This is a genomic window from Veillonella absiana (assembly GCF_032970865.1).
GTDB lineage: Bacteria > Bacillota > Negativicutes > Veillonellales > Veillonellaceae > Veillonella > Veillonella absiana.
Map to the genome: position 1 here is coordinate 213900 of NZ_JAWJZB010000003.1, position 22434 is coordinate 236333.

Here is a 22434-nt window from a genome sequence, read left to right on the forward strand (position 1 = left end):
AAGAGGGCATCAGCCAAATAGGGTGGAACCGCGGGTAATTCTCGTCCCTGTAACGATTCTTTTCGTTGCAGGGATTTTTTTATTGCTGTGACGGCTCACTTTCATCGGCGTAGCCCGTGAATATAGAGGTTAATAGACTCAATAGAGTCAGTGCGTATTGTTAGTGGAGGCAAAACAATGACATTTCAAGAGATTATTTTGAATTTGCAAAAGTTCTGGAGTGATCAGGGCTGTATCGTACAAAATCCATACGACATGGAAAAAGGCGCAGGTACTATGAACCCTGCTACATTTTTGCATGCTATTGGACCTGAACCTTGGTCTGTATGTTATGTAGAACCATCTCGTCGTCCTGCAGATGGTCGTTATGGTGATAATCCAAACCGTTTATTCCAACATCATCAATTCCAAGTTATCGTGAAACCATCCCCTGATAATATCCAAGAATTATATTTACAATCCTTGGCAACATTGGGCATTCATGCAGAAGACCATGATATCCGTTTTGTAGAGGATAACTGGGAATCCCCAACATTGGGTGCATGGGGCCTTGGTTGGGAAGTATGGCTTGACGGCATGGAGGTAACACAATTTACCTATTTCCAACAAGTTGGTTCCATTGATGTAAAACCAGTTTCCGTTGAAATCACATACGGTTTAGAACGTTTGGCTATGTACATTCAAGGCGTTGAAAACGTATACGATTTGAAATGGAATGACCAAGTAACATACGGTGACGTATGGCATGCTAACGAAGTAGAACAATCCGTATACAACTTTGAATTAGCAGATACAAATATGTTATTCACATTGTTTGATATGTATGAAAAAGAAGCAAAACGCATCTGTGAGGCAGGCTATGTATTGCCAGCTTATGATTATGTATTAAAATGTTCCCATACATTTAACCTATTGGATTCTCGTGGTGCTATCAGTATCAGTGAACGTACTGCTTTCATCGGACGTGTACGTAGTTTAGCGCGTATCTGTGCACAAGCATACCTTGCGAAACGCGAAGAATTAGGATTTCCATTGTTGAAAGGAGATAAATAAGATGGCTAAAGATTTATTATTTGAAATCGGGGCTGAGGAAATTCCTGCAGGATTTATGCCTAGTATCTTGCAACAATTACAAGATTTGACAGCTCAAAAATTACAAGATGCACATCTTCCTTTCGGCACTGTCACAACATATGGAACACCTCGTCGTGTTGCTGTATTGGTGAAAGACTTAGCAGACCAATCTGCTGACATCAGCGAACGCCATAAAGGTCCATCCGTATCTATCGCCTATGATGCTGACGGTAATGCTACAAAAGCAGCTATCGGTTTTGCTCGTGGTAAAGGTTTAGACGTAGCTGATCTCGTAGTAGAGGATGGTTACATCTTCGCAGAAACTACTTCCAAAGGCGTATCTGCAGAGGATATCGTAAAAGAAATCTTGCCACAATTAATCAGTGGTTTGAATTTCCCTAAATCCATGCATTGGGGTAATTTAGATGATAAATTCGTACGCCCAGTACGTTGGTTAGTAGCATTGTTGGATGATCAAGTAATTCCAGTGGAATTCGCAACCGTTCAATCTGGTAATGTATCTCGTGGTCATCGTTTCCTTGGTGAAAGTGAATTCGTTATTGCTAACCCTGCAGACTATGTTGCTACATTAGAAAAGAACTTCGTTATGGTTGACCAAAACAAACGTCGCGAAGTGATTAAAGAACAATTATTCGCCATCGCTGCAGAAAAAAATGCAGATATCGTATGGGATGATGATTTATTAGAAGAAATCTTGTACCTCGTAGAATGGCCAACAGCACTTTGCGGTGGTTTCGAAGATTCCTACTTGGCATTGCCTGATGCAGCTATCATTACACCAATGAAAGACCATCAACGTTACTTCCCATTGATGAGCAAAGATGGTAAATTATTACCAATGTTCCTTACAGTTCGTAATGGTAACGATAAATCCATCGAAGTTGTTCAAGTTGGTAACGAACGTGTATTACGTGCTCGTCTTGATGATGCGAAATTCTTCTTTAATGAAGACCGTAAAAAAGCATTAATCGACCGTGAAGAAGGCCTTACTAAAATCGTATTCCAAGAAGGTCTTGGCAACTTAGCTGATAAAACAAAACGTTTACTTGAATTAGGCCGTGTATTTGGCGAAGCCTGTGAACTTGATGAAGATGCAGCAGTTGAATTAGAACGCGCTACATTGTTGGCGAAAACAGATTTAACAACTGGTATGGTTACAGAATTCACTGAATTACAAGGTGTAATGGGTAAAGAATATGCCTTGCTTGACGGTGAATCCCCAGAAGTAGCAGAAGCTATTTTCGAACAATACTTACCACGTTTTGCTGGCGATGTATTGCCAAAAACTGATACTGGTAAAGTATTGTCCATCATTGATAAAGTAGACAACATCGTGGCTACATTTAGCCGTGGTTTAATTCCTACAGGTTCTCAAGATCCATATGCTTTACGTCGTCAAACTATCGGTATCTTGAACATCTTGCTTGAATCCAAATGGAATGTAAATCTTGGACCAATCTTCGTGGCTGCTATGAATTTACTTAATGTTCCAGCGGATAAACAAGCTGAATTACAAGGTCAATTGGAAGAATTCTTCACATTGCGTTTGAAAAATATCTACCTTGATCGTCAAATTCCTCATCATGTAATCGACTTGTTGTTGTCCAACACTGCATTGTCCGTTGCTGATGCTGAAGGTTTGGCAAACGCAGTAATGAATAACCGCATTGATGAAAACGTTGAACTTGTTCAAGCTTACACTCGTATGTACAACTTGGTGAAAGATGTAACTTACACAGGCGTTGATGAAAGCAAATTAGTAGAAGATGCTGAAAAAGCATTGTTCGCTGATGCTACAAAAGCTGCTGCAGTGAGCCAAGAAGCATGGGACAACATGGATTATGCTGGCGTAGTAGCTGTGCCTGCTACATTGGTAGATAGCATTAATAAGTTCTTTGAAGATGTAATGGTTATGGACAAAGATGAAGTAATTAAAGCTAATCGTTTACAGTTGGTGCGCTTAGCTTATAGCGTTATCGCTGTGATAGGTGATGTGTCTAAACTAAAATAATCCCTAGTTCTAATTGGATATGGTAAACCCCTGGTAACTAGTTCCCTCGATCCTGACGGCAAAGCCGAATGTCGCTGTAGAAACTAGTTACCAGGGGTTTTTACGTTTGTCTAAATTATGCTAATGTGATTAATTCAGTAATGTAAGGTATCTTTATTTTCCATTGTGCCATGAGAGTAATTTATCTGTCTAGTTTAAGAAAGACTAACAATTGATAGAATTACATAGTTGATTAATTATTCTCTACATTAATACATTGTATTGGTGTAGGGTCTTTTTCATTTTCCATTGAATGAGCCGCTTAATATACGTTTTATTCTGTGAAAGTAAAAAAGATATATAGTAAAAAATAAAAGATTAATTCGGAATCTAACTAATTGACTATTCTATATTATTTGGTATAATTTAATTAGGTACCTAACTATTATAAGAAGTTAATTTTTATTAATACCAGTACATGATAAGAAGATGTGCGATTTAAGCCTATTGATGATTATATTAGAATCATCTCATGTAGAAGCGTGAAAATTATTAAACTCACACAGTAGTGTGAAAATATATTAAATTAGATCTATTAGGATTAAACATTCAAGGAGATATACCGATGGCAAATGTAACAAATTTAGAATTATTCGAAGCATTACGTTCTTTAGTGGGTGGCAAAGGGCACGGTAAAGGCGGTCATGGTAAACATCATCATGGTGAGCATGGCGAACATGGGCACGGTGCACATCATCATGGTGAAGGACATGTCCATGGTGGTCCTGGTTGTGGTTGTAAGGCAAGACGTGCAGCTGCAGCAGCGGCTGCAGGTGAAACTGTAGTAGCCCAAGGTACAGAGGGAAAAGGCGGAAAATGTAGAAAAGGCCGCGAAAGCTCTCGTAACCGTATTCTAGTTGCTTTGTTGAATCAACCAGAAGGGGCAAAACAAAAGGATTTAGTAGAAGTGGTAGGGATTCAACCAGCTTCTGTATCTGAACAAGTAGATATTTTAGCAGCTCATGGGTATGTAACAAAAACTGCGGATGATGCAGATAAACGTGTTACTATTATTTCATTAACTGAAAAAGGACAAGTGAAAGCTGAAGAAGCTAAACAAGAACAAGACTCCAAATTAGAAGAGCTATTCCAAGACTTAAGCGTTGAGGAAAAAGACCAATTATTTGAATTACTTAATAAAATCAAGAAATAAAAAGACCTTGCATTTGATGCGTTAAATGTGGTATATTATTTCTGTTAATTTGAGACAGTCCGCTGGCTATAAGGTGTAGTTAAAGAATGTCTGCAATATAGGAGGAAACATGAACATTATTAACGTGCTCGAACAAGAACAACTTCGTACAGACATTCCTGAATTCCGTGCTGGTGATACAGTACGCGTTCACGTAAAAGTTGTCGAAGGTACTCGCGAACGTATCCAAATCTTCGAAGGTTTGGTAATTAACCGTAAAAACGGTGGCGTACGTGAAACTTTCACAGTTCGTCGTATTGCATCTGGTGTAGGTGTAGAACGTACATTCCCACTTCACAGCCCACGTCTTGCAAAAATCGAGTTGATGCGTCGTGGTATCGTTCGTCGTGCTAAATTGTACTACTTACGTAACCTTACTGGTAAAGCTGCGCGTATTCGCGAAAAACGCTAATCCTCATAAAAGGCTGCCTATGGCAGCCTTTTATTTTTTACTAAATAAGAAATAGAAATGGTAGTACCCTATGTTTTAGCGAGGGTATTTAAAATATAGTATAATAAAAAATATATAAGATAACGTAGCTTTCACAGAAAGGATATACTATGGTAGACTCTCCAATTGTACATTGGTTCCCTGGACATATGGCCAAAGCCACTCGTATGATTCAAGAATATATTAAAAAGGTAGACGTAGTCATCGAATTGTTAGATGCGCGTATTCCTCGCAGTAGTGCGAATCCTGTGATTATTGAATTAATCAATCAAAAACCACATATTATTTTGCTAAATAAGGTCGATTTGGCTGATCCAGCTGCGACGAAGGAATGGACTGAGTTTTTGGCTAGCAAAGGAATCACGGTATTAGCTATCGATTCTAAATCTGGTAAGGGAAACAAAGCACTTATTCGTGCGGTGGAACAATTGAGCAAACCCATCATTGAACGTTGGTTGAATAAAGGCATTCGTAGTCGTTCTATTCGTACTATTATTCTGGGCATACCAAATGTTGGTAAATCCACGTTAATCAATTCCCTTGCAGGTTCTGCGGCGACACGTACGGCGAACAAGGCTGGTCATACGCGTGGTCAACAATGGGTTAAAATCGGTAAGAACATGGAATTATTGGATACACCAGGTGTATTGTGGCCTAAATTAGAGGATCAACGTGCGGCAGCACGCCTTGCTATGACAGGGGCTATTTCGGATGATGTATATGATCTTGAAAATGTAATGAAACAATTGCTTGGTCATTTGAAAGATAACACGCCAGAGATTTTGGTAGAACGGTATAAATTAAAACCAGAGGAAATGGAAAACCTCGACGATATTCTTGAAAATATTGGCCGTCGTAGAGGCTGTCTCGTTAGTGGCGGGATTGTTGACCTAGACAAGGCTAGACGTATCGTATTGGCTGATTATCGTAATGCAAAACTAGGTAATATTACACTTGATACAGTAGACGAGGAACCATACTATGTTGAAGAGTGAGTTTAGTCAACTTAAGGTGAAAGACATCAAAGAGCTCTTGAGTGGCACAGTTGATTTCGAGGACCTCATGTGGGCCCAAGAAGATGAGCGCAGTTCTGTTCGTAAATTGGCAGCGGCCTATGTGATGCGTCAGAAAAAAGTTCTTGAGGAACAACAACGCATTGAAAAAATGTATGATTACGAAGGCATGTTCTACGAGGATGGTCTATATCATGTGGCAGGCGTTGATGAAGTAGGTCGTGGACCAATTGCTGGCCCTGTGACTGTGGCAGCCGTAATTTTGCCACCTCATACATTCATCGGTGGTCTTAATGATTCTAAAAAGTTATCCGAACAAAAACGTGAAGCCCTTTATGATGAAATCATGGAAAAGGCGATTACTGTTTCTTGTGTATCCTATGGACCAGAGAAAATTGATGAACTCAATATCTATGAGGCTACACGTCAGGCTATGTATGAAGCTATCCGTACATTAGCGGTACCAGCTGAGGCAGTAGTGGCAGATGCCATGAAATTACCAGACCTTACAATTCCCGTCGAGTCCATTATTAAAGGTGATAGTAAAAGTGCGAACATTGCGGCCGCTAGTATTATTGCTAAGGTCACCCGTGATCGATATATGGCCTCATTAGAGGATGAATACCCTGGCTATGGCTTTGCTATCCATAAAGGGTACTATACAGACCTTCACAAGGACGCTATTGAATTACAAGGTGTTACACCATTGCATCGTAAGAGCTTTGAACCTGTGAAATCCATCGTTGGATGGGTGAAAAAATAATAATGTTATATCGAGTAACAATAAATCAATATATATTGTTTCAGCATGAAATATGTTGAAGTAACACCATGTGAACCTTATGGATCGCATGGTGTTTTTCTATGCCATTATTATGATCTTTGAATTGTTAGATTGCCATATTGCCATATTGTATGGGCATTCGAACGTGAAAAGAACTGAGGTGAACTTGCGTTACACATGTTGCTGCTATTCAACAAAGTGACTAATAGGAGCAAAAGTGACTAATGGTCAATCCGAAAGTATTTACTTTCACAGGGAACATCAACTATTATGAGGATATAAAAGGCTAGTTGAGTGACATGTATAGTTAAAAATTGCAAGATTGATAAGTTTCTAAGTGTCTGTGTGTGGAGGTGGATTATGAAGATTGTAGAAGTAGATGCCCATGAACTTGGTATATTAGGCGAAGCAAAGGCGTTACAATTTTTAGAGCGTCAAGGGTTTGTTATAGTAGGAGCTAATTATAAGACAAAACTAGGTGAGATTGATATTATCGCTATAAAGGGGAAAACATATCATTTTATTGAGGTGAAAACACGGAGAGGTACTCAATTTGGCTTGGGCTGTGAGGCTATTTCTAAAAAGAAACAATTACATATCAAACGAACTGCTATGATTTATGTATCTGACATGTATCAAAATAATGTAGATTGGGATGAATTATCTTTTGATTTTATTGAAATCTATGTGTACAACGATAATACTTGTCGCATACGATTTATTGAGGATGCATTTTAACGGTTGTTGAAATTGCAATGTGTGCAGAAATTATTTCTCTTATGTGAGGTGTGTATATGTATGCAAAGATAAATGGTGCTACTATAGATGGATTACAAGGATATATTGTAACCGTCGAGGTGGATATATCGGCGGGCTTACCTAGTTTAGATATTGTGGGTTTGCCAAATCAGTCTGTGAAAGAATCGAGAGAACGTGTGAAGGCAGCTATACGAAACAGTGGTTTTGAATTTCCCATGCGACGTATTGTAGTAAATTTAGCACCTGCTGATTTACGTAAACAGAGTTCCGGTCTAGATTTAGCCATTGCTATCGGTATATTAGAGGCATCAGGACAAATCAAATTACGAAAACCAAAGCGGAATCAATTATTGGCGAAGAGTGTATTTATTGGTGAACTCTCGCTAGAAGGTCATATTAAACCTATCAATGGATTATTGGCTATGGCTGTCCAGTCCTATGAATCGATGTATGAACGTATTTATACAGGCATAGAAAATAGTGCAGTAGCCAGTTGTATTGAATCGCTAGATATTTTTGGTGCATCTAATTTAGAGAATCTAGTAAGAGGTATTGAAAAGAATACATTAGAACGTCAAGATTATCTAGAGCAATCAACGGATAAAATTGAGTTGAATATAAATAATGAATACGATTTCTCTGATGTACAAGGCCAAGTGTTTGCTAAACGTGGTATGGAAATAGCGGCCGCAGGCTTTCACCATATTATAATGGTGGGACCACCTGGGGCGGGTAAGACGATGATGGCCAAACGATTGCCCACAATATTGCCCATATTATCGAAGGATGAACAATTAGAGGTTAGTAAGATTCATAATATTGCTGGACTATTAACGGGACATCATTTAATGCAACAAAGGCCATTTCGTGCGCCTCATCATACAGCGACCCTAGCCAGCTTGATTGGTGGAGGTCAATCGGTTAGGCCTGGAGAGATTACATTAGCCCATAAGGGCGTATTATTCATCGATGAGGCTCCAGAATGCAAGCGTGAGTTATTAGATGCTTTACGGCAGCCATTAGAGTCTTATACGATATCCATTTCACGTGTATATGGCAATTATACCTATCCCGCAGAATTTATATTGGTACTCGCATCGAATCCATGTCCTTGTGGATATTATGGAGATCCTTATCACAATTGCATCTGTACGGATGGGGAAATAAAAAAATATTTGTATAAAATATCTGGTCCATTGCAAGACAGAATGGATTTACAAATTTATGTGGACCGGCCGGAGTTATTTGAATTACAACAACAGTCTGAGCCTGATGAACGATGGTCATCAAAAGCGATGCGAGAGAATGTAGAGCAAGCTCGCGCATTACAATTTGAACGCTATAAGGGGGAATCCTTTCAACTCAATGGTCAGATGACGCATCGAGCAGTTCGGAAATTTTGTGTGCTATCTAGTGAGGCGGAGGATTTAATCAACACGGTATTTAGACAATTTCATTTGAGTGCAAGGTCTTATGACAGGATTTTAAAGGTGGCACGCACCATTGCTGATTTAGATGGGGCTGAATGTATTGAAAGAGAACATATAGCCGAGGCTATGGCTTATCGTAAGGAAAGGGGATAAGGGAATGACACAACAATATGAAATGAATTTTTATATAGCTGCCATGCAATGTATTCAAAATCTTGGGGCTGCGACCATACGACTCTTAGTTGATCGATTTGGTAATCCTTACAAGGCATGGTGTGCGCTAGGTGATAGAGATAAGGTAGACACGATTTCTGCCATTCCTGAACATCGAAAAAATGCCATATGTAAATCAGCTAATGATAGAACTCTGACGAATCTTTACGCGGCGCTCCGTCATTACCATATTGGGTATGTAACGTATTTAGATGTGCTGTTCCCGGCTCGCCTACAGGAAATATATAATCCGCCGGCGGTGCTCTTTGTGAAAGGCAATATTGAACTTTTAAAAAAATCTGAGCGAATCATAGCCATGGTAGGGGCTCGAAAATGTACAGATTATGCTCGTAATGTAGCGAAACACTTTGGTAAAAGTTTCGCTAATTATGGAGTTATCATTGTTAGTGGTGGAGCTAGAGGTATCGATAGTGCCAGTCACGAGGGAGCGCTATTGGGACATGGACATACTATAGCTGTTATGGGTTGTGGATTAGAGCAAACATATCCTCCAGAAAATAAAAAATTATTCAATCAAATTATTGATCAAAAGGGATTACTCGTTTCTGAGTATCCGCCATTTATGCCACCTCATGCTAAAAATTTCCCTGCTAGAAATCGGATTATTAGCGGACTTTCACAGGCGGTCATCGTTGTGGAGGCACGGGCCAGTAGCGGCTCATTGACGACTGCAGATATGTCCATCAATTCTGGACGAGAAGTCTATGTGGTGCCTGGTAATGTTTTGGAGCATTATGCCGACGGTTGCCATTGGCTATTGCGACAAGGTGCCCATGTATTAACGAAACCAGAAGATATTATGGAGGATTTTGGTTGGGCCATGACAAAAGACATAAAAGATAGTGACATATCCAAGTCTAGTATGTTAAGCTTTAGTTTGGAAGAAAGTAACTTGATTAAGGCCATCCCTACAAATCGGGCTATTTCAATTAATGAATTGTATCAAGATACTCGCATTCCTATGGATAAAATCTATAGTTTATTACTAGAGTTAGAAATGAAGCAGATCGTAGAGAAGATACCTTCTCGCGGTTATATATTATGTCAAAACAGGAGTGATGTACTTGTCCATTAAACGTACCATCGTAATTGGTGAACCAAAGGATAAAAAGGAACAAGATAGTTCCGGTACCGTTGAAACAACTAAAAAAGCATCCACTGCTAAAAAAGAATCAACAAAGAGTACAAAACCTAGCAAGAAAGCTAGTACAACTAAAGAAGCAAAAACTAAAAAAACGAAGGAACCTACTACAACGGTAGGTATCGTGCATGATAAAAAAGTACTAAAAAGTACACCTACTATCATCAATCGTGAACCACGTGTATACCAACCAGATGGCAAAGTTTTGGTTATCGTGGAATCCCCAGCAAAATCTAAAACTATCGAGAAATTTCTGGGCCCTAATTATGTAGTTAAGGCTAGTATGGGCCATTTACGAGACTTACCAAAAACACAAATTGGTATCGACATTGAAAATGGCTTTACCCCAAAATATCGTAATTTAGAAGGTCGCAAGAAAACTATCGATGATCTCGTTGCTACAGCAGATAAGAGTAGTGCTATACTCCTCGCAACTGACCCGGACCGCGAAGGGGAGGCTATTTCTTGGCATTTAGCGTACATTTTGAATGTGGATGACAAGACAAATTGTCGTATTACATTTAACGAAATCACAAAAACAGCGGTTGCAGAGGCCATTGAGCATCCACGCACCATCGATATGAACATGGTGGATGCCCAACAAGCGCGCCGCATGCTTGACCGTATTGTGGGTTATAAATTGAGCCCATTATTATGGAAAAAGGTCTGTAAGGGCTTGAGTGCTGGTCGTGTTCAATCCGTTGCGGTTCGTCTCATCTGCGAACGGGAACGGGAAATTCAGTCCTTCATTCCAGAAGAATATTGGTCCATTGACGGTACTTTCAAAACAACAGAGGGCGAAGAATTTACAGCAGTGCTCACGCATATTAAGGGTGAAAAATTAGACGTCACTAATGAGGCCGATGCAAATGCTATCAAGGCTGATGTAGAACAGGCACCAGTATCCGTCGTTGCCGTTGAAAAACGCAAGCGATCTCGCAAGGCACAACCGCCGTTTACCACATCCACATTGCAACAAGATGGTGTTCGTAAATTGAATTTTGGTGCGAAACGTACTATGATGATTGCCCAACATTTGTACGAAGGTAAGGAAATCGGCAGTTACGGTCACGTAGGTCTCATTACATACATGCGTACCGATTCCACGCGTATCGCCAAGGAAATGGTGAGTGCAGCCCGCGATTATATCATTCGTACCTATGGTGAAAGCTACTATCCAGCAAAACCTAATTTCTATGGTTCCAAAGACTCAGCCCAAGATGCCCATGAGGCGATTCGTCCTACGTCCTTGGAATTAACACCTAAAATGGTGGAACCATTCCTTACAAAAGAGGAATTGAAATTATATACATTGATTTGGAATCGTTTTATGGCGAGCCAAATGGCGCCCCAACAATCAGAATTGTTAACTATTGAAATGGTTGCTAAAGAGGATTATACATTCAAGGCTAGTGGGTCCAAGGTAATTTTCCCTGGGTTTATCGCCGTTTACGAAGATGCTAAAAAAGAGGAAACACCGCAATTACCATTGCTAAAAAAAGGTGATGCTGTGGAAAATATGGACATTACGCCGGAACAACATTTCACACAACCACCAGCTCGTTATTCTGAGGCTAGCTTGATTAAAACTCTTGAGGAATTAGGCATTGGTCGTCCTAGTACATATGCACCAATTCTTGATACTATTGTTAGCCGTAACTATGTGGAAAATACGAATAAACAATTCGTACCCACAGAACTTGGTTTTGTAGTGGTAGATTTTCTTAAGGAATATTTCGGTAAAATCATTAATACTGGATTTACCGCCGATCTAGAGGAAGAACTAGACGAAGTGGCTAATGGTAAGGAAACGTACCAACACGTGCTGGGCGAGTTCTATAAAATCTTTGCCGAAGAACTAGAGGCAGCCAGCAATGTGGAACGGGTTCAAATCGCGGCTACTGAAAGTGGCGAAACTTGTGAACTTTGCGGTAGTCCAATGGTATATAAATTTGGTAAATTTGGTCGCTTCTTAGCATGTTCTAATTTCCCAGATTGTAAAAATACAAAACCTATTACCGTAGGTACTGGGGTGACATGTCCAAAATGTAAAGAAGGCGAAATTGTACAACGTAAATCTAAACGTGGACGTGTATTCTATGGTTGCGAACGCTATCCAAAATGTGATTTTACTGCCTGGGATAAACCAATTAATGAATTCTGCGACACTTGTGGCAGCATCATGGTACAAAAGGAATATAAAAATGGAACAGTAAAAAAATACTGCTCTAATGAAGAATGTTCCACAAGACCGCCAAAACGTACTCGCAAAAAGGCCACAGAATCTACTGAGGCTGTTGAGATAGTAGCTGCTGAAACAGATATAACAAAGAAAACAGTTAAGAAGACAGCAGCTAAAAAAACTAATACTAAAAAAACTAAGAAATCTGAAGATATAGCAGATTAATAAATACAAGTATCCTATAAGGAGTTTGATGTGAAAACAAATAAAGTAACTGTTATCGGGGCCGGCCTGGCTGGCTCTGAGGCAGCTTGGCAATTAGCCAAACAAGAAATCCAAGTTGATTTATATGAAATGAGACCTGTGAAAACATCACCGGCTCATCAAACGGAACAATTTGCAGAGCTCGTATGCAGTAATTCACTACGTGCGGGCAATATTGAAAATGCCGTAGGTTTGTTAAAAGAAGAGATGAGACGTCTCGGTTCCCTTATCATGGAATGTGCGGATGCCACAGCTGTTCCAGCCGGTGGTGCATTGGCCGTAGATCGTAACTTATTTAGCGAAATGGTAACCAAGAAGGTGTCTGAAAACCCATTGATTACTGTTCATCGCGAAGAGGTAACAGACATTCCTCAAGACGGTGTGGTGGTTATTGCAACAGGTCCGTTGACATCTGAAACATTAGGGAATAAAATCCGCGAACTTACAGGCGAAACTAGTTTCTATTTCTATGATGCTGCAGCACCTATTGTGACAGCAGAGTCCTTAAATTATGATAAGGTATTCGCTGCGTCTCGCTATGATAAAGGCGATGCAGATTATTTGAACTGCCCAATGACAGAGGAAGAATACAAACACTTCTGGCATGAATTGACTACCGCAGAAGCAGTACAACCAAAGGATTTTGAAAAAGAAATCTATTTTGAAGGTTGTATGCCTGTTGAAATTATGGCGAGCCGTGGGAAGGACACCCTTCGTTATGGACCGTTAAAACCAGTAGGTCTCGTAGATAAACGGACAAACGAGGAATCCTATGCAGTCGTTCAATTACGTAAGGAAAATAAAGAAGCCACTATGTATAATCTAGTTGGTTTCCAAACGCATTTAAAATGGGGCGAACAAAAACGTGTATTCGGCTTGATCCCAGGCCTTGAAAATGCAGATTTCATTCGTTATGGCGTAATGCATCGTAATACGTATATCAATTCCCCAGAATTGTTGAATCATGCATTCCAATTAAAACAAGATGGTCGTTTATTCTTTGCCGGTCAAATGACAGGTGTAGAAGGTTATTTGGAATCTGCTGCATCTGGTTTGATGGTGGGTTTACAAGTGGGCCGTCTCTGTGAAGAACGTCAGTTCATCGAGTTCCCAAAAACAACGGCTGTTGGTGCGTTGAGCCAATACATTTCCAATTATGAAGGTTCTAATTTTCAACCTATGAATGTGAACTTTGGTATTATGGATCCATGGCCACAACGTATTCGTAAGAAAAAAGAAAAAAATGGCCTCATTGCACAACGTGCCTTGGAGGAATTACATGCATTACAAGAGAAGGAAGGTTTAGTATGATTGAATTTCACGCTACCACCATATGTGCTGTAAAAAAAGATAATCGTGTAGCCATCGCGGGTGATGGTCAAGTGACGATGGGCCAATCCATAGTCATGAAAAATACCGCACAAAAAGTACGCCGCCTTTATAACGGTAAAATCATTTCTGGTTTTGCTGGTTCTGTGGCAGATGCATTTTCTTTATTTGATAAGTTTGAGGCAAAACTCAATCAATACAATGGTCAATTATTACGGAGTGCTGTGGAACTTGCCAAGGAATGGCGTAGTGACAAGGTGCTCCGCAATTTAGAGGCTCTATTGCTCGTAACAGATGGCAACACCATTTTAATGCTATCTGGCAATGGCGAGGTTATCGAACCTGATGATGGTATTTGTGCCATCGGTTCTGGTGGCAATTATGCATTGGCAGCGGCACGTGCATTGACGCTAAATACAGAGCTTTCAGCAAAGGAAATTGCAGAAAAATCTTTGCACATTGCAGCGGATATCTGCGTGTATACGAACCATAATGTGATTGTAGAGGAAATCGAGGGTTAATCGATGGAAATGAATTACACACCGAAACAAATCGTTTCGGAATTAGATAAATATATTGTAGGCCAACAAGATGCGAAAAAAATGGTGGCCATTGCGCTTCGTAATCGCTGGCGCGCGAAACAATTGCCAGAGGACGTACGCGAGGAATACGTGCCTAAAAACATTCTCCTCATCGGACCGACTGGTGTAGGTAAAACGGAAATCGCTCGTCGTTTGGCGAAATTGATGAAAGCCCCATTTATCAAGGTGGAGGCTACTAAATTTACAGAGGTGGGCTATGTAGGCCGTGATGTGGATCAAATGATTCGCGACCTCGTAGAAAATGCTGTGCGCATGGTGAAAGAACAAATGATTGAGGAGCAAAAGGTAAAAGCTACTGAACTTGCTAACAAACGTTTGCTCGATATTTTATGGCCAAAACCTGTGAAAGATGAAGGCAAAAAGTTCACGAACCCTTTGGAAATGTTATTTAACACAGCTGATAAAAATACTGTAACTAACGATGAAACAGCCATCGAACCAGAAAAATCCGATGAAGAAAAAGCTGATGATGCTGAACGCAGTCAAAAACGTGAAGAGTTTTATAATCGTCTTGTCGCTGGTATGATGGATGATCGTGAAATCGAAATTGATGTAGCAGAGGCGCCAAAATCCTTTACCGGCATTTTAGCGGGCAACAATGCGGATGAAATCACTAGCAATCTACAAGATATGCTAGGTTCCATGATGCCAAACAAAACTAAGAAACGTCATACTACTGTGGGTAAAGCTCGTGAAATCTACATCAACGAAGAGGGAGAAAAACTCCTCGACATGGATGCTGTTACAGAACAAGCCGTGTACCAAGCGGAGCACGAAGGCATTGTGTTCATTGATGAATTCGATAAAATTGCTAGCTCAAACCAACGTAGTGGTGCCGATGTTTCTCGTGAAGGAGTGCAACGCGATATCTTGCCAATCGTGGAAGGTGCGACGGTAAATACGAAATATGGCCCTATTAAAACGGAGCACATGCTCTTCATCGCTGCTGGTGCATTTCATGTGTCCAAACCCTCCGATTTGATTCCTGAATTACAAGGTCGTTTCCCCATTCGTGTGGAATTGAATAGTTTGACACAAGAGGATTTTAAGGCTATCTTGACTACACCGGAACAAGCGTTGTTGAAACAATATCATATGCTCCTCAAGGCTGACGATGTAACGATTCACTTCACAGACGAATCCATCGATAAAATTGCGGAATTAGCATATCGTGTGAACAACGAAACCGAGGACATCGGTGCTCGTCGTTTGCATACAATTTTGGAAAAACTCTTGCAGGACATTTCCTTTAATGCTCCACCTGAAAGTCCAGTAGACGTTACCATAACTGCTGAAATGGTAATGGAGCGTTTGGGAACCATTGTGCAGGATGTGGATTTGTCGAATTATATCTTGTAACTTATAATCACATGTGTGATTATTGCTATAACTAGTGATATAAGTTTAATGAGCTGAAATAAGTATAGGCACTAACTACATCTAGTGGTTAGTGCCTTTTTAGGAATATCAGCGGCATATAGTGTACGATAAGTTTTTTGGGGAGTAAATAAGTCTATGGAACTAAGTTTATTGAAGTTAATTTTTCCACTGGCAATGATGTATTGGTCTGTAAATATTTTGCGAGATTATTTACGAACTAAAAAGACACAAGACCTTAAAGATCAATTAGAAATTGAATATTTAAGAGGCGTTATTGGATGCACTAAATCTGAAGCAGAAATAATTAGGAAAGAATTATATATGCATACAATTCCATATTTAGATAATGTAAAATATATTGATGGAAGATATGTGTTTATCCATAAAGGTGGTTTAACTGGTAGTTTTGTATTAAATGAACAGAATCAACTTATTGAAATTGTGTATAACGAAACTATATTGTTTAGGAAATAGTCTGCATAAAAGACTTCTACGTTATCTTATAGATATGCGTAGAAGCCTTTTACTATTTGCGTTTCTTATGTACTTTTTTTGAATTGTTTTGAGCGACTTCAGTTGTTTCTGAACTTTCATCAATGGAGTCAGCAACAGGATTATTTTTACGATCTAAATACCCAAGATACAAGAATATAATCACGCCAATAACCATAACAATGAGGCTGGTCATTTGAGCAGATTTGAGGCCCATAGTGAGGTTCACATAATCACCACGGATGAATTCCAAGCAGAATCGTGCGCCAGAGTACAGAATGGCGTAGAGGACGAATACTTGGCCTTTAGCATGGCGGAAGGAGCTGAACAATAAGAGGGCAACGAAAATAAGAATGTCGATTTGACCTTCCCAGACTTCGGCTGGCCATAATGGTTGGTTGCCGTAGGTGCGATACGCTAGGGTACTTTCAGGATAGAGAATACCGAAATTACCGCCCGTTGGATTTCCAAAGGCATCACCATTCATGAGGTTCGCCATACGACCAATGGATTGAGCGAGGATGAGTGCTGGTGCGAATACATCGGCAAAGGCCCAGGTGTCAATATTATGTTTCTTGGTATAAATTACACCGGCAATGGTACCGAGCACGACACCACCTTGGATGGCCATGCCACCTTGCCACACAAAGGGGATTTCCAAGAGGTGATCTTTATAGTAGGCCCAGTCAAAGAAGAATACATCCCATAGACGAGCGCCGATGAGGCCTGCAATGGCAACGGTAATGGCAAAGTCAACAACATGAGTGTGCCAACCGCGACCATCCTTTTTTAATAGATAATAGGCTACGATAGCGCCACAGATAATGGCTGTCGCCAAGAGTAGGCCGTAGGCCCGGATGGGAAAATCTCCGATGTAAAATAGATATTGATGCATGGTATCTCCTATAGATTAATTTTGAATATTGAATTGATGAATCATAATAAATATTGGTTCACTATACTCTAATGAAACTATGTTACAGTCATAGAGTCTGTTTGCATTATGAATTTAAACTATTTAACGAAGTAGCCGTGTACTTAAAATTATATCCAAGTACTTGGATTTACACAAATAAAATAAATTCATATGATATAATAAAACAATTGTGGAATATATGTGTGGTGTCCACGATATTATAGGAGATATAATGATTAAACGATTTTTGACAGTATCCAGTATGCTTAGTCTATTATTGGCAATGAATACAAATCTTAGCCAGGCGGAAACGTTAGTGCCTATTGACGAGTACATTGCGAAAACGACGCATACCTATACGACTAATGCAGATAAATCTGAATATACTATTAATGTGCCACATTTGCGTGTGGCTGGTGATTACGTGTATATGGACAATGCGCTGAAATCTGAGCCTATTAAATTGCCTATCATTCAAAAGGATGGGCAACAATATGTAGATTTGGATTTGGCAACGGCCGTACTAGGTGTGACCTATACGGTGAATAATGGTGTGGTGACGGTCAATGCGGCACCGATACGAATGGAAAAACGTACGTCCCCTGAGATGAAAGGACCAGTGTCGTGGGCCTTTGATCCATTTACGACAACGCCGTATTCTGGATTGATGAATACTAGTGGGGATAATATTATTTCTCCATCTTGGTTTGAACTTCAAGATAAAGGGTTGAAATTAAATAAAAATATTAATGCTAGTTATGTACAAACATACAGAGATCAGGGATATCGTGTATGGCCACTAATTTCTAATCAGTTTGACCCTAAATTCACGAGCACTGTTGTGAATAACGAATCCAAGTGGGATGCATACGTGCAACAATTAGCACAGTACGCCTACATTTATGGCTTTGATGGCTATAATTTTGACTTTGAAAATGTCAGCTACAAGGACCGTGATGCATTAACGAAATTCGTGGCTTACCTAGCAGACACGTTACGTACCTATAACATTCGTACCTCCATTGATGTGACGGGATATTCCGACAGTCCTGATTGGTCTATGGTATATAATCGCAAGGCCTTTAGTGAAAGCGTCGACTACGTTGTTCTTATGGCTTATGATGAAACTTGGGCCTCCAGTACTAAGGCTGGCCCAGTAGCCAGTTATCCATGGGTAAAACGTCATGCTACGGATATGCTTAAGGAAGTACCTGCTAACAAACTAGTATTAGGTATTCCCTATTACATGCGTATTTGGACTGTTACTGATGGCAAGGCCAAAGGTAAAACATTACAAATCAAAGATACACCACAGTATTATGAAAATTACAAAGATCAAATTACCTGGAATGATACATTAAAAACGCACTTCCTTGAAATCCCTGTGAGTGCTGCTGCTAAGACACAGGCTGAACAAGACTCATTAGAAAAGCAAGCGGCTGTGATTAATGAGGCAAAAGAAGCAGGGGATATAATAGGTGTAGAAGTGCAAGTATTAAGCACGAATGTCGTTAGTACCAATGCAAGTGCCAATAATATAACTGCAACTACAAGCAATTCAACTATGACGGATAATGATACTGCTGGAAATAAAACAACTACGACGACCCCTAAAAAAATTACCGGCTCAAAAGTAGTTGAACAAATTTGGTTTGAAGATAATAACTCCCTAGGCTACAAATTAGATCTTGTGAAGGATTTAAAACTAGCTGGCTTTGCAGCGTGGCGTAAAGGCTTTGAAGATGCTAATACATTGGATTTGATTAGCAAAGCAAATCTTGGTGGTAAACATACCTCAACTAGTCATACAGATAAGGATAAGAGAAAGAAATCCACTGTAAAAGAGAAAACTAAATCAACAAAGGAAGATATCCCTATGGTTCGCGTAGTTAGAACACATTCCTAAAGGCTGAAAACCTATAGAATAATTGACGTTATAGGCTACTTAGTATTATAATAAAATGTAATTGTATCGAATGCATGATAGGTGTCTATCATTATAATTGTGAGGAGGATCGGGCATGAACGAAAAATATGTAGCCCAAGATATAGAAAAGAAATGGCAAGAGTATTGGCAAGAGCACAATACTTTTAAAACTGAGTATGACGAATCCAAAGAAAAGTACTATGTACTAGAAATGTTCCCGTATCCTTCCGGTAACTTGCATATGGGCCATGTTCGTAACTATTCTATCGGTGACGTTGTGGCTCGTTTCAAAAAAATGAAAGGTTTTAATGTACTTCATCCAATGGGGTGGGATGCATTTGGTATGCCTGCAGAAAATGCGGCTATTAAACATGGTATCGCGCCTAAAAACTGGACATTAGATAACATTGAGAATATGAAATTGCAACAAAAATCCCTAGGTTTGTCCTATGATTGGGATCGTGAAGTTGCTACATGTAAAGAAGATTACTACAAATGGACACAATGGTTGTTCCAACAATTCTATAAAAAAGGCCTAGCATACAAAAAAGAAGCTAAAGTTAACTGGTGTGAACATTGCCATACTGTATTGGCTAATGAACAAGTTATCGATGGCCTTTGCTGGCGTTGTGATAACAAGGTAGAAAAGAAAGACTTGAGCCAATGGTTCTTGCGCATTACTGATTATGCAGACCGTTTGCTTGATGATCTTGATACTTTGGATCACTGGCCTAGCCGCGTTAAATTGATGCAAAAAAACTGGATTGGTCGTTCTGAAGGGACTCAATTCTCCTTCGAGGTACCTGAAATTAACGAACGCGTTGCGGTATATACAACTCGTGTTGATACCGTGTATGGCGTTAGCTATATCGTATTGGCTCCAGAACATCCATTTACAGAACGTTTAATTTCCGGCAAAGAAAATGAAGCTGAATTACGTGCCTTCGTGGACCGTATGCGTAACATGAGCGATATTGATCGTACATCTACGGATGCTGAAAAAGAAGGTATGTTCACTGGTGCGTACGCTAAAAATCCAATGAGTGGCGAAGATGTGCCAATCTGGATTGCCAACTATGTACTTGTTGATTATGGTACAGGTGCCGTAATGGGTTCCCCAGCACATGATGAACGTGACTGGGAATTTGCGAAAAAATATAATTTACCAATAAAACCTGTTGTGTCTCACGAGGGTGAAGAATACTCCTTGGATGCATGGCAAACTAGCTACCATGATGATGGTATTACTGTAAACTCTGGCGAATTCGACGGTTTAACATCCGAAGAAACTCGCGTAGCTATTACAAAACGCTTTGAAGAACAAGGCATTGGGGAAGGTAAAACAAACTTCCGTCTTCGTGACTGGTTGATTTCTCGTCAACGTTACTGGGGCGTGCCAATTCCTGTTTGCTACTGCGAACATTGTGGTGAACAATTGATTCCTGAGGATCAATTGCCAGTTCGTCTTCCTGAGGACGTAAACTTCGTGGCTGGTGCGATTTCTCCATTGGCCACATCTGAAAGCTTCTTGAATACTACATGTCCTAAATGTGGTGGCCCAGCTCGTCGCGAAACAGATACGATGGATACGTTCATCGATTCCTCTTGGTATTTCCTTCGCTACACTGATGCTCGCAATGATAAAGAGGCGTTCAACAAAAAAATCGCTGATTACTGGATGAATGTTGACCAATATATCGGTGGTATTGAACATGCCATCTTGCACTTGTTATATTCCCGTTTCTTTGTGAAAGTATTACATGACCTTGGCCTAGTAGAGGCTAATGAACCATTCAAAGGTTTGTTAACACAAGGTATGGTTCTTAAAGAAGGCAGTAAAATGTCTAAATCTAAGGGCAATGTAGTATCTCCAGAAGAAATCGTAAATACTTACGGTGCGGATACAGCTCGTCTATTCATCTTGTTCGCGGCCCCTGTGGATCGTGACCTTGATTGGTCTGACCAAGGTGTAGAAGGTTCCTATCGTTTCCTAGGTCGAGTATGGCGTATCATTGATGCGTACCAACAAGCGGCAGCTAAAAACGTAACTGGTGACCTTACAAAAGAAGAAACAGCACTTCGTCGTGAATTACATCGTGTTATCAAAAAGGTAACAGAAGATCTTGATAATAACTTTAACTTCAATACAGCTATTTCTGCTGTAATGGAATTGGTTAATGCTATGTACCAACACAAAGATAAAAACGAATCCGTTAATGCTAACCTTGCTAACGAATTGACTCGTAATCTTGTATTGTTATTGGCACCATTCACACCACACATTACAGAAGAATTGTGGCATGAACTTGGTCAAACTGACAGCGTTCACGCTCAACAATGGCCTGTATACGAAGAAGCAGCCCTCGTAGTAGACGAAATCGAATTAGCCGTTCAAGTTAATGGTAAAGTTCGTGACAAAATCGTTGTGGCTACATCTGCTACAAAAGAAGAAATCGAAGAACAAGCCTTCGCATCTGACCGTGTAAAAGAATTCACTGATGGTAAAACAGTGGCTAAGGTGATTATTATCCCTGGTAAAATCTGTAACATCGTTGTGAAATAATTACACTAAAATGAATACATTTGTGAGATAATTTCTAAAGGTTTCTCCTATACTATAAAACTGATCCTAATTTAGTTGATACTAACTATAGGATCAGTTTTTTATTAGCCAAAATTACTATCTTTTGATTCTATTCTTAGAATTACGAATGATGAGTTATTACTCTGAGCTGTATAAAATGCTTTGTAATTATTTTTACTTATAACCCGTTATAGTTTACTATTTCTAGTCTTTTACAATCCTCTTTGATAGTATATATTTATATATCTATAGGCAATATGCCTTCTTTTTTATTGTATTGAGTAAAGGGGACTAGAAAAATGGGACAAGATTTACATAATGGGGGTACGTTAAAGCGTAGTTTAAAAAACCGCCATTTACAAATGATTGCCTTAGGGTCATCCATCGGTACTGGTTTATTTTATGGGTCTGCAGCAACCATAGAGCTCGCAGGGCCAGCCATTATTTTATCGTATTTATTAGGTGGTATTTTTATATTCATATTTATGCTAAAATTGCAAGTTCAAATTGAACACCTTTAACCAAATAATTTAAGCTGCATAGACGGTATCTAAATAAGCTTCAAATAAATCATCAGGCGTATCATACCCAAGGGACTTTCTAGGTAAT

At 39.7% G+C, this 22434-nt stretch carries 18 protein-coding genes; 17 read left to right on the plus strand and 1 reads right to left on the minus strand.

All coding sequences use genetic code 11. The features are described from left to right. Window positions 1-177: 177 nt before the first annotated feature. From glyQ to RVY80_RS03780, 14 genes are all read left to right on the plus strand, one after another. Complete coding sequence (glyQ, locus tag RVY80_RS03715; protein ID WP_317329713.1) at window positions 178-1053, plus strand: glycine--tRNA ligase subunit alpha; 876 nt, start codon at window positions 178-180, stop codon at window positions 1051-1053. A gap of 1 nt (window position 1054) precedes the next feature. Beyond that, on the plus strand, window positions 1055-3106 hold the full coding sequence (glyS, locus tag RVY80_RS03720; RefSeq protein ID WP_317329714.1) for a glycine--tRNA ligase subunit beta: 2052 nt from the start codon (window positions 1055-1057) through the stop codon (window positions 3104-3106). A gap of 604 nt (window positions 3107-3710) precedes the next feature. Then, window positions 3711-4298: a MarR family winged helix-turn-helix transcriptional regulator gene (locus tag RVY80_RS03725; RefSeq protein WP_295192754.1), complete on the plus strand. Its 588-nt coding sequence runs from the start codon at window positions 3711-3713 to the stop codon at window positions 4296-4298. A 109-nt stretch (window positions 4299-4407) separates the two neighbouring features. Continuing rightward, window positions 4408-4749 (plus strand): 50S ribosomal protein L19, encoded by a 342-nt coding sequence (gene rplS / locus RVY80_RS03730; protein ID WP_295188079.1) that lies wholly within the window; start codon window positions 4408-4410, stop codon window positions 4747-4749. 149 nt (window positions 4750-4898) lie between these two features. Next, entirely contained in the window at window positions 4899-5783 is an 885-nt protein-coding gene (ylqF, locus tag RVY80_RS03735) for a ribosome biogenesis GTPase YlqF (RefSeq protein ID WP_295188078.1), read from the plus strand. Further along, on the plus strand, window positions 5770-6564 hold the full coding sequence (locus RVY80_RS03740; protein ID WP_295188077.1) for a ribonuclease HII: 795 nt from the start codon (window positions 5770-5772) through the stop codon (window positions 6562-6564). The genes ylqF and RVY80_RS03740 overlap by 14 nt, the downstream gene beginning before the upstream one ends. Before the next feature lie 381 nt (window positions 6565-6945). Continuing rightward, window positions 6946-7323, plus strand: coding sequence for a YraN family protein (locus RVY80_RS03745; protein WP_295188076.1), 378 nt, complete (start codon window positions 6946-6948; stop codon window positions 7321-7323). Window positions 7324-7379: 56 nt separating this feature from the next. Further along, the gene (locus RVY80_RS03750) at window positions 7380-8927 is read left to right on the plus strand and encodes a YifB family Mg chelatase-like AAA ATPase (protein WP_295188075.1); all 1548 of its coding nucleotides are present in this window, start codon (window positions 7380-7382) and stop codon (window positions 8925-8927) included. A 4-nt stretch (window positions 8928-8931) separates the two neighbouring features. Beyond that, window positions 8932-10083, plus strand: coding sequence for a DNA-processing protein DprA (dprA, locus tag RVY80_RS03755; RefSeq protein ID WP_317329715.1), 1152 nt, complete (start codon window positions 8932-8934; stop codon window positions 10081-10083). Beyond that, entirely contained in the window at window positions 10073-12556 is a 2484-nt protein-coding gene (gene topA, locus RVY80_RS03760; protein ID WP_295188072.1) for a type I DNA topoisomerase, read from the plus strand. The genes dprA and topA overlap by 11 nt, the downstream gene beginning before the upstream one ends. A 30-nt stretch (window positions 12557-12586) precedes the next feature. Then, the gene (trmFO, locus tag RVY80_RS03765; protein ID WP_317329716.1) at window positions 12587-13906 is read left to right on the plus strand and encodes a methylenetetrahydrofolate--tRNA-(uracil(54)-C(5))-methyltransferase (FADH(2)-oxidizing) TrmFO; all 1320 of its coding nucleotides are present in this window, start codon (window positions 12587-12589) and stop codon (window positions 13904-13906) included. Then, window positions 13903-14445, plus strand: a complete 543-nt coding sequence (gene hslV, locus RVY80_RS03770; protein WP_317329717.1) for an ATP-dependent protease subunit HslV — start codon at window positions 13903-13905, stop codon at window positions 14443-14445. Before trmFO ends, hslV begins: the two co-directional genes overlap by 4 nt. Before the next feature lie 3 nt (window positions 14446-14448). Continuing rightward, window positions 14449-15885 (plus strand): ATP-dependent protease ATPase subunit HslU, encoded by a 1437-nt coding sequence (gene hslU, locus RVY80_RS03775; RefSeq protein ID WP_317329718.1) that lies wholly within the window; start codon window positions 14449-14451, stop codon window positions 15883-15885. Window positions 15886-16041: 156 nt separating this feature from the next. Next, window positions 16042-16380 carry a hypothetical protein gene (locus RVY80_RS03780; RefSeq protein WP_295188066.1) on the plus strand — a complete coding sequence of 113 codons (339 nt, stop codon included), beginning with the start codon at window positions 16042-16044 and terminating at the stop codon, window positions 16378-16380. Window positions 16381-16432: 52 nt separating this feature from the next. Here RVY80_RS03780 and lgt read toward each other — a convergent pair whose 3' ends face one another. Further along, window positions 16433-17293: a prolipoprotein diacylglyceryl transferase gene (gene lgt, locus RVY80_RS03785; RefSeq protein ID WP_295188064.1), complete on the minus strand. Its 861-nt coding sequence runs from the start codon at window positions 17291-17293 to the stop codon at window positions 16433-16435. Between the two features lie 253 nt (window positions 17294-17546). On the opposite strand from lgt, the gene RVY80_RS03790 reads away from it, so the two are divergent. The 3 genes from RVY80_RS03790 to RVY80_RS03800 all read left to right on the plus strand — a co-directional run bounded on the left by RVY80_RS03790 (window position 17547) and on the right by RVY80_RS03800 (window position 22346). Next, window positions 17547-19220 carry a glycosyl hydrolase family 18 protein gene (locus RVY80_RS03790; RefSeq protein ID WP_317329719.1) on the plus strand — a complete coding sequence of 558 codons (1674 nt, stop codon included), beginning with the start codon at window positions 17547-17549 and terminating at the stop codon, window positions 19218-19220. A gap of 115 nt (window positions 19221-19335) precedes the next feature. Beyond that, window positions 19336-21804, plus strand: a complete 2469-nt coding sequence (gene leuS, locus RVY80_RS03795; protein ID WP_317329720.1) for a leucine--tRNA ligase — start codon at window positions 19336-19338, stop codon at window positions 21802-21804. 320 nt (window positions 21805-22124) lie between these two features. Beyond that, window positions 22125-22346 carry a hypothetical protein gene (locus RVY80_RS03800; RefSeq protein ID WP_317329721.1) on the plus strand — a complete coding sequence of 74 codons (222 nt, stop codon included), beginning with the start codon at window positions 22125-22127 and terminating at the stop codon, window positions 22344-22346. The last annotated feature ends 88 nt before the right edge of the window (window positions 22347-22434 follow it).

Bases quoted from the DNA above. Each gene is read 5' to 3' on its own strand.
- hslV (WP_317329717.1), top strand. From the start codon at position 13,903: ATGATTGAATTTCACGCTACCACCATATGTGCTGTAAAAAAAGATAAT.
- RVY80_RS03750 (WP_295188075.1), top strand. From the start codon at position 7,380: ATGTATGCAAAGATAAATGGTGCTACTATAGATGGATTACAAGGATAT.
- glyQ (WP_317329713.1), top strand. From the start codon at position 178: ATGACATTTCAAGAGATTATTTTGAATTTGCAAAAGTTCTGGAGTGAT.
- hslU (WP_317329718.1), top strand. From the start codon at position 14,449: ATGGAAATGAATTACACACCGAAACAAATCGTTTCGGAATTAGATAAA.
- RVY80_RS03790 (WP_317329719.1), top strand. From the start codon at position 17,547: ATGATTAAACGATTTTTGACAGTATCCAGTATGCTTAGTCTATTATTG.
- RVY80_RS03800 (WP_317329721.1), top strand. From the start codon at position 22,125: ATGGGACAAGATTTACATAATGGGGGTACGTTAAAGCGTAGTTTAAAA.
- rplS (WP_295188079.1), top strand. From the start codon at position 4,408: ATGAACATTATTAACGTGCTCGAACAAGAACAACTTCGTACAGACATT.
- RVY80_RS03725 (WP_295192754.1), top strand. From the start codon at position 3,711: ATGGCAAATGTAACAAATTTAGAATTATTCGAAGCATTACGTTCTTTA.
- ylqF (WP_295188078.1), top strand. From the start codon at position 4,899: ATGGTAGACTCTCCAATTGTACATTGGTTCCCTGGACATATGGCCAAA.
- dprA (WP_317329715.1), top strand. From the start codon at position 8,932: ATGACACAACAATATGAAATGAATTTTTATATAGCTGCCATGCAATGT.
- leuS (WP_317329720.1), top strand. From the start codon at position 19,336: ATGAACGAAAAATATGTAGCCCAAGATATAGAAAAGAAATGGCAAGAG.
- RVY80_RS03745 (WP_295188076.1), top strand. From the start codon at position 6,946: ATGAAGATTGTAGAAGTAGATGCCCATGAACTTGGTATATTAGGCGAA.
- glyS (WP_317329714.1), top strand. From the start codon at position 1,055: ATGGCTAAAGATTTATTATTTGAAATCGGGGCTGAGGAAATTCCTGCA.
- RVY80_RS03780 (WP_295188066.1), top strand. From the start codon at position 16,042: ATGGAACTAAGTTTATTGAAGTTAATTTTTCCACTGGCAATGATGTAT.
- RVY80_RS03740 (WP_295188077.1), top strand. From the start codon at position 5,770: ATGTTGAAGAGTGAGTTTAGTCAACTTAAGGTGAAAGACATCAAAGAG.
- lgt (WP_295188064.1), bottom strand. From the start codon at position 17,293: ATGCATCAATATCTATTTTACATCGGAGATTTTCCCATCCGGGCCTAC.